The sequence below is a fragment of the Pseudarthrobacter sp. NBSH8 genome (assembly GCF_014217545.1).
In the GTDB taxonomy this organism is placed as follows: Bacteria; Actinomycetota; Actinomycetes; order Actinomycetales; family Micrococcaceae; genus Arthrobacter.
The window spans coordinates 1,366,842-1,380,275 of record NZ_CP043178.1 but is presented as its reverse complement, the minus strand read 5'-3'; the positions used below and the strand labels follow the sequence as shown (position 1 = coordinate 1,380,275).

Annotated in this window: 12 protein-coding genes; 2 read left to right on the top strand and 10 right to left on the bottom strand. The window is 65.6% G+C overall.

Features of this window, described 5'->3' with window-relative positions; genetic code table 11:
• Positions 1-29: 29 nt before the first annotated feature.
• The 7 genes from FYJ92_RS06315 to FYJ92_RS06285 form a co-directional block, all read right to left on the bottom strand.
• Entirely contained in the window at positions 30-869 is an 840-nt protein-coding gene (locus FYJ92_RS06315) for a CoA ester lyase (RefSeq protein ID WP_185263086.1), read from the bottom strand.
• Positions 866-1,471, bottom strand: a complete 606-nt coding sequence (locus tag FYJ92_RS06310; RefSeq protein WP_255482331.1) for a MaoC family dehydratase — start codon at positions 1,469-1,471, stop codon at positions 866-868. Before FYJ92_RS06310 ends, FYJ92_RS06315 begins: the two co-directional genes overlap by 4 nt.
• Positions 1,468-2,235: a CoA transferase subunit B gene (locus tag FYJ92_RS06305; protein WP_185263085.1), complete on the bottom strand. Its 768-nt coding sequence runs from the start codon at positions 2,233-2,235 to the stop codon at positions 1,468-1,470. Before FYJ92_RS06305 ends, FYJ92_RS06310 begins: the two co-directional genes overlap by 4 nt.
• Before the next feature lie 2 nt (positions 2,236-2,237).
• The gene (locus tag FYJ92_RS06300; RefSeq protein WP_185263084.1) at positions 2,238-3,032 is read right to left on the bottom strand and encodes a CoA transferase subunit A; all 795 of its coding nucleotides are present in this window, start codon (positions 3,030-3,032) and stop codon (positions 2,238-2,240) included.
• 66 nt (positions 3,033-3,098) lie between these two features.
• Complete coding sequence (locus tag FYJ92_RS06295) at positions 3,099-4,262, bottom strand: acyl-CoA dehydrogenase family protein (RefSeq protein WP_185263083.1); 1,164 nt, start codon at positions 4,260-4,262, stop codon at positions 3,099-3,101.
• Between the two features lie 2 nt (positions 4,263-4,264).
• Positions 4,265-6,508: a biotin carboxylase N-terminal domain-containing protein gene (locus tag FYJ92_RS06290; protein WP_185263082.1), complete on the bottom strand. Its 2,244-nt coding sequence runs from the start codon at positions 6,506-6,508 to the stop codon at positions 4,265-4,267.
• Positions 6,509-6,515: 7 nt separating this feature from the next.
• Positions 6,516-8,123, bottom strand: a complete 1,608-nt coding sequence (locus FYJ92_RS06285; protein WP_185263081.1) for a carboxyl transferase domain-containing protein — start codon at positions 8,121-8,123, stop codon at positions 6,516-6,518.
• Positions 8,124-8,290: 167 nt separating this feature from the next.
• Here FYJ92_RS06285 and FYJ92_RS06280 point away from each other — a divergent pair, with 167 nt between their 5' ends.
• The gene (locus FYJ92_RS06280; RefSeq protein ID WP_185263080.1) at positions 8,291-8,953 is read left to right on the top strand and encodes a TetR/AcrR family transcriptional regulator; all 663 of its coding nucleotides are present in this window, start codon (positions 8,291-8,293) and stop codon (positions 8,951-8,953) included.
• Between the two features lie 153 nt (positions 8,954-9,106).
• Here the strand turns inward: FYJ92_RS06280 and FYJ92_RS06275 are convergent, their stop codons facing one another.
• Genes FYJ92_RS06275 through pdhA form a run of 3 tightly spaced genes read right to left on the bottom strand, consistent with a single transcriptional unit; the run spans position 9,107 to position 12,632 of the window.
• Entirely contained in the window at positions 9,107-10,504 is a 1,398-nt protein-coding gene (locus tag FYJ92_RS06275; protein WP_185263079.1) for a dihydrolipoamide acetyltransferase family protein, read from the bottom strand.
• An 8-nt stretch (positions 10,505-10,512) separates the two neighbouring features.
• Positions 10,513-11,523, bottom strand: coding sequence for an alpha-ketoacid dehydrogenase subunit beta (locus tag FYJ92_RS06270; protein WP_185263078.1), 1,011 nt, complete (start codon positions 11,521-11,523; stop codon positions 10,513-10,515).
• Positions 11,523-12,632, bottom strand: coding sequence for a pyruvate dehydrogenase (acetyl-transferring) E1 component subunit alpha (pdhA, locus tag FYJ92_RS06265; RefSeq protein ID WP_185263077.1), 1,110 nt, complete (start codon positions 12,630-12,632; stop codon positions 11,523-11,525). Before pdhA ends, FYJ92_RS06270 begins: the two co-directional genes overlap by 1 nt.
• Positions 12,633-12,827: 195 nt before the next feature.
• Between pdhA and FYJ92_RS06260 the strand changes: the two genes are divergently transcribed.
• Complete coding sequence (locus tag FYJ92_RS06260; RefSeq protein WP_185263076.1) at positions 12,828-13,301, top strand: Lrp/AsnC family transcriptional regulator; 474 nt, start codon at positions 12,828-12,830, stop codon at positions 13,299-13,301.
• The last annotated feature ends 133 nt before the right edge of the window (positions 13,302-13,434 follow it).

Below are 13,434 nucleotides of genomic sequence, written 5' to 3'. Positions count from 1 at the left end.
CTGTCCCAGGCGGTTTCTGCGCGGTGACCCTAGGAGTGGATGCCGGCCCGGCGGATGGTGGCTTCGGCGTGCTTGAGGATGGGTCCGTCGATCATTTTGCCCCCGTGCTGGAACACGCCGGATCCTGCAGCAGCGGCGACCCGCAGCAGTTCGGTGGCGGCGGCGACGTCGGCCTCGGACGGTGCGTAGGCTCCCCTGACAATGGCCGCCTGAGTGGGGTGGATACAGGCTTTGGAGCCGAATCCTGACGCTGCGGCATCGGCCGCCTCCAGCGCCAGCCCGTCAAGGTCAGGGATGTTGACGTACACTGCGTCCACGGCTTCTTTCCCGAAAGCCCGGGCGGCGAGCAGCACCGCGGACCGGGCGTGCAGTGCCACGGCCCGGTAGCCGCCGTCGTCCGTTCTGCTGGACGTGCCGCTGAGGGAAGCCAGCAGGTCTTCGGCGCCCCACATCAGTGCCACCACGTTGGGGGCTGCAGCGATGGCAGGTGCGTTGAGGACCCCGGCGGCGGTCTCGCACAGGGCGATGACGTGGTAATCCGTCAGGGCTTCGAGCTGGGCCGCGCTCTCTGCTTTAGCCAGCATCACCGTGCGGTACGGCGTGTGGGCCAGGCAGTGCAGGTCCTTCTCGAACTCGTCGGTGCCGGCCGGGTTGATCCTGACGATGGTGCGGCTGGGATCGAGCTCCGGTCCCTCCCCGGCAGCGCCCAACTGGGCCAGGATGGCGCCGCGCGCCCGCTGCTTGTCCGCGGGTGCCACGGCGTCCTCGAGGTCCACGATGACAGCGTCCGCGCGTTGGGCGGCCTTAGGGAAACGCTCGGGACGGTCGGCAGGGCAGAAGAGGAGGGCGGGACCCATCACAAATGTCATACGGACATTGTCCTCTTTTCGGGGCCCTGCACGCTCCCCCTTTCAGCTCCTGCAGGCTGGACCCGTTGCCCGGAAGACTGCGCCATATGGGCGTCCCGGGTCCACATGAGGCAGCTCCGCGTGGCCAGCGCCACCACGGTGCCGATCTGGTTCCTGCCGGTGTGCTGCATGGTTACGATCCCCTGGCCGGGACGCGATCCCGAGAGGCGCTTCCCGGTGATCACGGTCTCGGTGTAGAGCGTGTCCCCGTGATACAGCGGGTGCGGGAAGGAGACGTCCGTCAGGCCCAGCTGCGCGATGATGGTGCCCTGGGTGAGCTGCGATACGGACTGTCCCACCAGGGTGGACAGCGTGAACATGGAGTTGACCAGCCGCTGGCCGAACGGCTGGCCGGCGCTCCACGCGGCGTCCAGGTGCAGGGCCTGGGTGTTCATGGTGAGCGTGGTGAAGAGGACGTTGTCCGCCTCGGTCACTGTGCGGCCGGGCCGGTGCGCGTAGACAACGCCTTCTTCGAGCTCGTCAAAGTACAGGCCGCGCTGTTCGATGACCCGGGGGGCGTCGGTTGTTGGGCCCGGGGCATCGGGGAGCGGAACCCCGTTCATACGGTGAGCTCCTGGTCTTCTTCGAACAGTTCGGCGCCGGTTGCCGCCGCCACGTCCTCCACGGAGACGTTGGGGGCCAACTCGCGGAGCACCAACCGGGACCGCCCGCCTTCGGTGACCACGTCGATCACGGCGAGGTCGGTGATGATCCGGTCCACGCAGGCCTTGCCGGTCAGCGGCAGCGAGCAGTTCTCCACGATTTTGGGGTTGCCGTTGCGGTCCACGTGTTCCATCATCACGATCACCTTCTTGGCGCCGAAAACCAGGTCCATGGCCCCGCCCATGCCTTTGACCATCTTGCCCGGGATCATCCAGTTGGCCAGGTCCCCGTTCTGGGCCACTTCCATGGCACCGAGCACGGCCACGTCCACATGCCCGCCGCGGATCATGCCGAACGAAGAGGCGGAATCGAAGAATGCGGCCCCCTGGTTAACCGTGACGGTTTCCTTGCCGGCGTTGATGAGGTCCGGATCCACTGCGTCCTCGCCGGGGTACGGTCCCACGCCCAGGATCCCGTTCTCCGAGTGCAGCACCACCTCGACGTCTGCCGGGATGTAGTTGGGAATGAGCGTCGGCATGCCGATGCCCAGGTTGACGTACTGCCCGTTGCTGAGTTCCCTGGCCACCCGGGCGGCCAGTTCGGTGCGCGTCCACCCTTTGGCCTCCGGATTGGTGCCTTCGGGATGACCGACGGCGGCACGCCGGTATTCGGGCCGGACGGCTTCGGGGCGGGGAGGGGCTCCCTGCGTGCTGCTGGACTCCATGGCTACGCTCCTGCCTGTTCGGTGGCGCTTTCGGTTCCGGCAGCCTGTGCAAGGGCGACGGTCCGCTTTTCGATCCGCTTCTCACCGGCGGGCACCACCACCACCCGCTGGATAAAGATGCCAGGCGTGTGGACGTGCTCGGGGTCCAGCTCGCCCGGCTCCACCAGTTCCTCCACCTCGGCGATGGTGATTTTTCCGGCCATGGCGCAGAGCGGGTTGAAGTTCATGGCGGTGGCGTGGAAAACCAGGTTGCCGTGGCGGTCGCCTTTCCAGGCGTGGACCAGTCCGAAGTCGGGTGTCAGGGATTCCTCGAGGACATAGTCCACGTCATTGAACGCCCGCACTTCCTTCGGGGAAGACGCGATGGCGATGCCGCCGTCGGCGTCGTACTTCTGCGGCAGGCCGCCGTCGGACACCTGAGTGCCCACCCCCGCCTTGGTGTAGAACGCAGGGATCCCGGCGCCGCCGGCACGGAGCTTCTCCGCAAGCGTGCCCTGCGGGGTCAGCACCACCTCAAGTTCACCGGACAGGTACTGGCGCGCGAACTCCTTGTTTTCGCCGACGTACGAGCTGACGGTCCGCCGGATCCTGCCGTCGCGGAGGAGGACGCCCAGGCCCCAGTCGTCCACTCCGCAGTTGTTGCTCACGGTTTCGAGGTCCTTGGTGCCGTGCCGGTGCAGGGCATCGATCAGGGCAACGGGGATTCCGCAGAGGCCGAACCCTCCCACCGCCAGGGACGCGCCGTCTGGAATGTCCGCAATGGCTTCCTCGGCGCTGGCAACAACCTTGTTGATCATCGTTGGTCCTTTCAAGGGTCTCGACAGGCTCGACCACCGCGTGGAATTTCCCGACCAGCGGGCTTGTTAGAGTCCGAGTTCGCGGGCGATCAGCATCAGCTGGACCTCCGTGGTGCCCTCCCCCACTTCAAGGATCTTGGAGTCGCGGTAGTGGCGTGCCACGGTGAATTCGTTGATGAAGCCATAGCCGCCGAATACCTGGGTGGCATCCCGCGCATTGTCCATGGCCGCCTCGCCTGCGACCATCTTAGCGATGGCGGCCTGCGTCTTGAACGGCTTGCCGGCCAGCATTCTCGATGCGGCGTCGTAGTAGGCCAGGCGGGCTGTATGGGCCCGCGCCTGCATGCGGGCGATCTTGAACGAGATGGCCTGGTACTTGCCGATGTGATGGCCGAACGCGCTGCGTTCCTTGGCGTACTTCACCGACAGATCAACACAGCCCTGCGCCGCCCCCGTGGCCAGTGCTGCGATGGCGACCCGGCCCTCATCCAGGATGGAAAGGAAATTGGCGTAACCCCGCCCCTCTTCGCCGAGCAGGTTCGCCTCCGGCACCCGGACGTCCTTGAGCGTCAACGGGTGCGTGTCCGAGGCGTTCCAGCCCACCTTGTTGTAGGCCTTTTCCGCCTTGAAACCCGGAGTGTTGGTGGGCACCAGGATGGTGGAGATCTCCTTCTTGAGGCTGCCGTCCTTGCGTTCCTTCTGACCCGTCACCGCGGTGACCGTGACCAGGCGGGTGATGTCCGTGCCGGAGTTGGTGATGAATTCCTTATTGCCGTTGATCACCCACTCGCCGTTCTCGCAATGGGCGTGCGTTTTGGTGCCGCCGGCGTCCGAGCCGGCTTCGGGCTCCGTGAGTCCGAAGCCGGCGAGCGCCTTGCCGGAGGCCAGCAGCGGCAGCCACTCCTCCTTCTGCGCCTCGGTGCCGAATCGGTACACCGGCATCGCGCCGAGGGAAACCCCTGCCTCCAGCGTGATGGCCACGGACTGGTCCACCCGGCCAAGCTGCTCAAGGGCGAGTGCCAGGGCGAAGTAGTCCCCGCCCATCCCGCCGTGCTCCTCCGGGAAAGGAAGCCCGAACAGGCCCATGTCTGCCATCTGCGACACCACTTCGTACGGGAAGCTGTGCTCCTCGTCGTGCTTCGCCGAGACCGGCGCCACCACGGTGTCCGCAAAATCCCGGACGGTGTCGCTGAGGTCCTGGTATTCCTCGCTGAGCTCAAAATCTGCCATGGCTAGGCTCCCTTGCCTGTGTTGTTCGACTCCATGTAGGAATCCTGAAGTGAATCCGCGGGTGCATCCGCGACTGAATCGGCGGGTGAATCGGCGGGTGAATCGGCGGGTGACGGGTGGATGGTGGCCAGCACCTGGTCCGCTTTGACCGGCTGGCCGGCCTTGATGCTGATGTGGACCGTGCCTGCCACCTCTGCCACCAGCTGGTGTTCCATCTTCATCGCTTCCACGGAGAGGAGGACCTGGCCCGCTTCCACGGTGTCGCCGTTGCTGACGGCAACGGACACCACCGTGCCCGGCATGGGTGAGCGCACCTCCGGGTCCGCGGTGCCTTCCTCGCGCTCGACGGCGGCGAGCACCCGGACGAGCCGCGACTCCCGTGTCAGCACCTCCAGCCGGCAGGACCAGCCGCCGTTGCCGAGGAACAGCTCCGCGGGAACTCCGAAGGCCGGGTTGCCCGGGGTGCCCGGGGTGAGGCTGTCCGGGCCCGCGTCCGTTGGCGCCAGCGAGTAGTCCGTGGTTTCGCCGTCCAGGGTGAGGACCAGGCTCCCGCGGCCCGGCAGCCGCAGGGAGGCCGTACGCCAGGGTCCTTCGCCAACGCGGACCTGAACCGGGCCGGCAGCCGCTTGGCCTGTGACGCTGACTGTTGCGATCCCTCCGTCGGGACTTCCCAGGCTGATCCGCCGGGGCGCCGGAGCGCCGATCCGCCAGCCGTTGCTTGCCTGCCACGGACCGGAGGGTGTCACCGCGTTGCCCTGTTCCCCGCTCACGACGGCGTACAGGGCTGCCGCGACCAGTTCGGCGTCGTCAATCCGCCGGAAGGCGAAGTTAGGCATCCTGCGTTCGATCAGGCCGGTGTCGAGATGCCCTGCGCGGACATCGTCGTCGTTGATCAACAGCCGCAGGTACTCAACGTTTGTGTCGATGCCAAGGGCTGTGTGGCCGGCGAGGGCCGCGTCCAGGGTGTCCAGGGCAACGGTGCGGTCCGGGCCCCACGCGATGACCTTGGAGATCATGGGGTCGTAGCTGGACGAGATCTCCAGCCCCTCGAGGAGGGCTGAGTCCACGCGGATTCTGCCGGCTCCGTGCTCGGGCATTTCGTCGAGCAAGAGTACGGTTCCGGTGGACGGCATGAAGTTCCGCTCCGGGATTTCCGCGTAGACGCGGGCTTCGACGGCGTGCCCGTTAAGGTCGACGTCGTCCTGGCGAACGGTCAGTTCCTCACCGGCGGCGATGCGGACCTGCCATTCAACCAGGTCCAAGCCGGTGACCATTTCCGTGACCGGGTGCTCCACCTGAAGGCGCGTGTTCATCTCCATAAAGAAGAACTCGTCCGGGGCCTCGTCGGAGACGAGGAACTCCACAGTTCCGGCGCCGCTGTAGTGGACGCTCCGTGCCGCCTGGCAAGCGGCCTCACCGATCCGTGCCCGGGTGGCACCGCCGTCGTGCAGGGACTCCAGCAGCGGCGAGGGCGCTTCCTCGATGACTTTCTGGTGGCGGCGCTGCAGCGAGCACTCGCGCTCCCCGAGATGGATGACGTTGCCGTGGTTGTCGGCCAGGATCTGGACTTCGATGTGTCGGGGCATGCGGACCAGCCGCTCCAGGAACAGCGTGTCGTCGCCGAAGGCGCTGGCGGCGACGCGGCGGGCGGTTTCCAAGGTGACGGGCAGGTCCGCGGCCCGTTCCACGATGTGCATGCCTTTGCCGCCGCCGCCCGCTGACGGTTTGATGAGCAGTGGGAATCCGACGGCGTCCGCGGACTCGATCAGCTGCGCGTCAGTCATGCCCGGTTCGGCGATGCCCGGCACCACCGGGACACCGTAGCCGGCCACGTGGTTCTTGGATCGGATCTTGTCGCCCATGACGTTCAAGGATTCGACGCCAGGGCCGATGAAGGTGAAGCCGGCGGATTCAAGGGCGCGGGCAAAATCGACGTTCTCGCTGAGGAAGCCGTAGCCGGGGTGCACAGCCTCGGCGTCGGTGTCGCGGCAGGCCTGGATGATCGCCGCAATCTTGAGGTAGCTCTCTGCCGCGGCGGCCGGGCCGATCCGCACGGCAGTGTCAGCCTCGTGCACGTGCCGGGCCCCGGCGTCGGCGTCGCTGTAGACGGCCACGGAACGGATGCCCAGTGCGCGCAGGGTACGGATCACGCGGCAGGCGATCTCCCCACGGTTGGCGACCAGCACGGTGTTGAACAGCGGCTTCTGCGGCGTGGTGGAACGAATGTCGGGCGAGGAAACGGTCATGGCTGGCTCACATCCGGAAAAGGCCGAAGGAGGTCTCCGGCAGCGGGCTGCGGGAGACGACGTCGAGCGCCAGTCCCAGGACGGTGCGGGTGTCCGCGGGGTCAATCACGCCGTCGTCCCAAAGGCGGGCGGTGGAGTAGTAGGGGCTGCCCTGGTCTTCATACTGCTGTTTGATCGGGGCCTTGAAGGCTTCCTCGTCCTCAGCGGACCATTCCTGGCCCGCCGCTTCGTACTGGTCGCGCTTGACGGTGGCCAGGACGCCGGAAGCCTGGTTCCCGCCCATGACGGAGATGCGGGACGCAGGCCACATCCACAGGAAGCGCGGCGAGTAGGCCCGCCCGCACATGGAGTAGTTGCCCGCGCCGAAGGACCCGCCGATCACCACCGTCAGCTTGGGAACCCTGGCGGTGGCCACTGCGGTGACCATCTTCGCGCCGTTCTTGGCGATGCCGCCCTGTTCCGAGTCCTTGCCCACCATGAACCCGGAAATGTTCTGCAGGAAAATGAGGGGAATGCCGCGCTGGTCGCAGAGCTCGATGAAGTGTGCGCCCTTGAGCGAGGACTCGCTGAAGAGCACGCCGTTGTTGGCCACGATCCCCACCGGGTGCCCGTGCAGCCTGGCGAACCCCGTGACCAGTGTGGCGCCGTACTCCCTCTTGAACTCGTGGAACCTGCTGCCGTCCACCAGCCGGGCAACGACCTCGTGCACGTCGTACTGCGCGTTGACGTCCGTGGGGACGGCGCCGTACAACTCCCCCGGATCCGCCAAGGGCTCGACGGCGGTGTCCACATCCCACGCGGGAGCTGCCGGCCTCGGCAGGGTGGCCACGATGTCGCGGACGATCTGCAGTGCGTGTTCGTCGTTCTCGGCGAGATGGTCCGTGACCCCCGAGATCCTCGAATGCACGTCACCGCCGCCCAGTTCCTCTGCGGTAACGATTTCGCCGATGGCGGCCTTTACAAGCGGCGGACCGCCCAGGAAGATGGTGCCCTGGTTCCGCACGATCACCGTCTCATCGCTCATCGCCGGAACGTAAGCGCCGCCCGCCGTGCAGGAACCCATGACTGAGGCGATCTGCGGGATCTTCGCTGCTGACATCTTCGCCTGGTTGAAGAAGATCCGGCCGAAGTGCTCCTTGTCCGGGAACACTTCGTCCTGCTTCGGAAGGAACGCCCCACCCGAATCCACCAGGTAGATACACGGCAGACGGTTCTCCAGCGCGATCTCCTGGGCGCGGAGGTGTTTTTTCACCGTCATCGGATAGTACGTGCCACCCTTGACCGTGGCGTCATTGGAAATCACCAGGACCTGGCGGCCGTGCACCATCCCGATTCCGGCAATCACCCCGGCACCCGGCGACTCGTTGTTGTACATGCCATTGGCTGCCAGCGGCGCGATCTCCAGGAACGGGCTGCCGTCATCCAGCAGCCGGTCGATGCGTTCCCGGGGCAGCAGCTTGCCGCGGCCCACATGGCGCTCCCGCGACTTCTCCGGCCCTCCCAGCGCGGCGTCGGCCAGCCTGGTCCGGAGCTCGGCGGCCAGCGCGAGTTGCGCAGAGTTGTTTGCAGTAAACACTTCACTTGCGGCATCAAGCCGGCTGGCAAGGGTCTCCATCGACGGTGTCCGTTCCTCATCCTGTGAAAGCCACCAAGGCTCCGGCGAGAGCCGCAAAAGCCAGCCCGGTTAATGCTTTATAACTGGAATTCAGGTTAGTCTTTATTAACTGTGATGTCCAACACAACAGGACATTGTTAGAATCTGCTGTTCCTAGGAGGAAAAGCATGCCCACACCCCCACCGGTCAAGCCGTCCGCACCGGCACTGGCAGCCCACGTAACTCCCGGAACACCCCGCAGCCAGGCGAAGGAGAACCGCCGCCAGGCCCTTCTTGCCGCGGCCGCGGCGCTCTTTGCGCTGCACGGGTTCAACCGGGTGTCGTTGGAAGATCTGGGCGCCGCAGCTGGTGTCAGCGGCCCGGCCGTCTATCGCCACTTCCAGGGCAAGCAGGCGGTGTTGGGAGACCTCCTGCTCACCGTCAGCCGCGAGCTGCTCGACGGCGGCCGGCGCGTCATTGCCGAGACCACGGACCCACTCGCTGCGCTCCGGAGGCTGGTGGGCTTCCAGGTGGAGTTCGCACTGGGAAAGCCGGACGTGATCCGGGTGCAGGACCGGGATTTCAGCAACCTCAGCCAGAAGGACCAGTCCGAGGTACGGGCGCTGCAGCGGAATTACGTGGAGATTTGGGTGGAGGTCTTGTCGCTGCTGCACCCGGGCACCGACGCCGTCGAACTGCGGATGCGGGCCCACGCTACTTTCGGCCTGATCAACTCCACGCCGCACTCCATACGGAACCACGGACGCAAGATCGCGCACAAAACAGCCCGGCCGCTTCTCGAGAGCATGGCGTTGGCGGCACTCACGGTGGACGTTCCCGAAGCCCCCTGACCACAGGCACGGCGCCTCCAGGGTCCGGGCGACAAAAAAGGCCCTGCGGGTGGTGCGGGCCTGAGCGGCGGGTGCGACCCAGACCCCAGGGTTTGTCCAGATAAAACGGTTTAGATCGCCCCAAACCCGGATTATCTGGACAAAAACTACGGGTCAGACCATCGTGAGCACCATGCCGGGTTCGGCCAGGATGGCGCCAACATCGGCAAGGAACCGGGAGCCCTGCTCCCCGTCCACCAGGCGGTGGTCAAAAGACAGGCTCAGTGTCATGACCTGGCGCAGGGCAACCTCATCCTGGAATTCCCACGGCATTCTCCGCACGGCCCCCATGGCCAGGATGGCTGCCTCACCGGGGTTCAGGATGGGCGTGCCCGCGTCGATGCCGAAGACCCCGATGTTCGTGATGGAGATGGTGCCGCCGGAGAGGTCGGCCGGGGCAGTCTTGCCCGCCCGCGCTATCTCGGTCAGCCCGGTCAGGGCTTCGGAGAGTTCCAGCAGCGACAAGGTATCCGCGTCCTTGATGTTCGGCACGGTGAGCCCGCGGGGAGTCGCCGCGGCGATGCCCAAGTTCACGTAGTTGAACTGCACAATCTCCTGGCTTGCCTCCTCCCACCGTGAGTTCAGCGACGGGTTGCGCCGCAGCGCGATCAGCACCGCCTTGGCCACCAATGTCAGCGGCGTGAGCTTGTAGCCGGAAAAAGCCCGGCTCGTCTTCAGCTTGGCCAACAGGTCCATGGTGGGTGTGACATCCACCGTGAGGAATTCCGTCGCATGGGGAGCCGTGAACGCACTCGCCACCATCGCGGCCGCCGTGAACTTGCGGACGCCCCTGATGGGAGTACGGACTTCCCGGCCGCCCTGCGCTCCCGGCCCCGCGGCAGAAACCGAATCCGATACCGCGGAAAGGTGACGCACCGGCGCCGACGGTTCCCCGCCGACAAAATTCCGGACATCCTCCCGCGTGATCAGTCCGCCGGCGCCGGTACCCGCGACCGCGGCCAGCTCGACACCAAGGTCTTTGGCCAGCTTCCGGACCGGCGGCGTGGAGCGTGGGCGCTCTGCAGTGTCGGTTTCGGCGGGCTGCGTTTCTGCAGGCACTGTTTTAACAGGCTCAACCACCGAGCCACGGGCAGGCTCAACCACCGCGGTTGTGAAGGTGCGGGCCAGGCGAACGGGACGGCCTGAGCTTTCGACGACGGCACCGTACCCCACCAGGTTCGGCTCACGTTTTGCGGCGCCCGCCACAGCATTGGTCGCCCCGGCGGGCGCAACCCCCGCAGGCGCAACCCCCGAAGGTGAGCCGCCGCCGTCGTCCGCTACTTCGAAGGAGACAATCGGCTTGCCGACCTCCACGATTGTTCCGGGTTCTTCATGGAGGGCAGTGATCACGCCCGCGAAGGGTGAGGGCAGCTCCACTACGGCTTTTGCGGTTTCCACCTCGGCGATGACCTGGTTCAGAGTCACAGTGTCCCCCACAGCCACTTTCCAGCTGAGGATTTCGGATTCCGTGAGGCCTTCGCCGAGGTCCGGGAGCCTGAATTCCTTGATCATGATGGCGCTCATCCTTCCAGCCCGCTGAGGGAGTTCGGGCGTCCGAGGGCGCGGTCCACACCGTCGAGGATCCGGTCCAGGCCGGGCAGATGGTGCATTTCGAGCTTGGAGTACGGGTAGGGAATATCGAACCCGGTGATGCGGACGGGGGCAGCTTCGAGGTGGTAGAAGCACCTCTCTGTAATGCTGGCTGCCACTTCCGCGCCCAGGCCACCGGACTGGCCGGCCTCGTGGGTGACCACGAGCCTGCCTGTTTTCCGGACGGACGCTTCAACGGTGGCGTAGTCCACGGGTGCCAGCGAGCGCAGGTCGATCACCTCGATGGAAATGCCTTCGTCGGCGGCCGCGGTTGCTGCGTCCTTGGCCGTCTTCACCAACGGCCCGTAGGCCACCAGCGTCACGTCCGTGCCCGCGGTGACAACGCGGGCGGAGTCCATCGGCAGAGCGGCGCCCGGATCGATGCCCTCATCCACTTCACCCTTGTCGTGGTACCGGCGTTTGGGTTCGAAGTACAGCACCGGGTCATCGGACAGGATGGCCTGCTGGATCACCGTGTAGGCGTCCTGCGGGTTGGAGACGCTGACCACTCGAAGCCCCGACGTATGTGTGAAGTACGCCTCGGGCGATTCGGAGTGGTGCTCGGGTGAGCCGATGCCTCCCCCGAACGGGACCCGGATGGTGATGGGCATCTTGACAGCCCCTTGCGTGCGGTAGTGCAGCTTCGCCACCTGGCTCACAATCTGGTCGAAGGCAGGGTAGATGAAGCCGTCGAACTGGATCTCCACCACCGGGCGGTAGCCGCGGTACGCGAGGCCGACGGCGGTACCCATGATGGCCGATTCGGCCAGCGGGGTGTCCACCACACGGTGCGTGCCGAAATCTTTCTGGAGGCCGTCGGTCACCCGGAAAACACCGCCAAGGGTGCCGATGTCCTCGCCCATCAGGATGACTTTTGGATCGTTTTCCAAGGATTTGCGCAGGCCGGAATTAATGGCGCGGGCAAAGGTCATCTGGGTCATCAGCGTGCACCTTCTTCTGAAGTGGCTCCCGCGGGATCGCCGAAGGAATCCAGGTAACGGGCGTAGTGGTCCTGCTGCCGGTCCAGCCACGAGTTGGGCCCGCTGTAGACATGCTTGAAGATGTCCATCGGCTCCGGATCCGGCATGCCGATGCAGCCCGAACGGATGTCGCGGGCGACGGCCTCTGCCTTGTCGTGAACGTGCTGCCTGACCTGATCCGTGAGGAGGCCCTTGCGTTCCAGCAGGGCCTTGACGCGCTGGATGGGGTCCTTCGCGGCCCAGTCCTCCAGTTCGTTGGCGTCACGGTAGCGGGTGGGATCGTCAGCGGTGGTGTGCGGTCCCATGCGGTAGGTGACTGCTTCGATGAACGTGGGTCCGCCGCCATGCCGGGCACGGTCCAAGGCCACGCGCGTGGCTGCCATAACGGCCAGCACATCATTGCCGTCCACCCGGAGACTGGGAATGCCGAATCCGGTGGCCCGGTCCGCGATCTGGATGTGGGACTGCAAGCGCACAGGCTCCGAAATGGCCCAGTGGTTGTTGGAGCAGAAGAAGACCACGGGCGCCTGGAAGCTGGCGGCAAAAACCATGGCCTCGTTGACGTCGCCTTCACTGGTGGCACCGTCGCCGAAGTACGTCACCGCCACCGAGTCCGCACCGTCGTTCTGGATGCCCATGGCGTAGCCGGTGGCATGCAGCGTCTGCGCGCCGATAATGATCTGCGGGGTGGCCATATTCACGGTGTACGGGTCCCAGCCGGAGGAGGCCGTGCCACGCCAAACCCGGGTGATGTCCGTCAGGTCCACGCCGCGGCAGTATGCCACACCGTTTTCCCGGTAGCTGGAGAAAACAAAGTCGTCCTCGCGCAGGGCCCTGCCGGAACCGACCTGCGCCGCCTCTTGCCCCAGCAACGGGGGCCAAAGACCGAGTTCGCCCTGACGCTGGAGGGCGGTGGCCTCAACATCGATCCGTCGGATCACCGTGAGGTCTTCGTAGAGGGAACATAACTGCTCATCCCCTATGTCCTTCACCCAGGGATCAAACTCCGGGTGGCTGATCCGCTCCCCTGCCGGGGTAATCAGCTGGATCAGGTTCCTGTCTGTAGACACGATGGCACGCAACCTTCTCACGTCGTTTGACCGGGGCCTGGGGACTTGTGGTCCCGCCCGCCGCCAGCCGCCCGGGCGCCGTTGCCCCGGATATTTGTGACCCTACTCACAATGCTCAATGGGTACAACCACCGCAGCGGATACTGCGCAAAATGCCCTGTTTGGACTGTTGTCACCGTGCTAAAGTTGCGCATTATGCACGCTTTGGATGGCACAGACACGCGGCTGCTCTCGGCCCTGGCCCGCGACCCCCGGCGGACGGTGGTGGCGTTGGCCCAGAAGCTGGGGCTGTCCCGGAACACCGTGCAGGCGCGCATGGCCCAACTGGAGAAGAAGCACGTCTTTCTGTCCTTTGAACGGCGGATCAACCCGGCGTCACTGGGCTATCCGCTGATGGCGTTCATATCCGTCCATGTCCAGCAGCAGAAACTGGGGCAGCTGGCCCATGACCTTGCCGGCATTCCGGAAATCCTGGAAGGCTACGGCCTCACCGGCTCCGCTGACCTCCTGCTCCGCGTGGTGGCCCTGGACGCCGAAGATCTCTTCCGGATCAATGGGAAAATCCTGGCGTGCGATGGAGTGGACCGGACGGATACCGCACTGGCCATGGGCGAACTCATTCCCTTCCGCATCCAGCCATTGCTTGAGCGGGGATCCGGAGACGCCTAGGGCCTGGCAACCCTTACTAATACTCCGATACCCAGCCCCGGCGGGGTGGGTTATAGGCTGTTCCAAGGTGAATCCATGGGTGCCGTTCAGCGGGTCCCTACAATAAGGCAGTGCCAGTGCGTTGCCGGAAAGG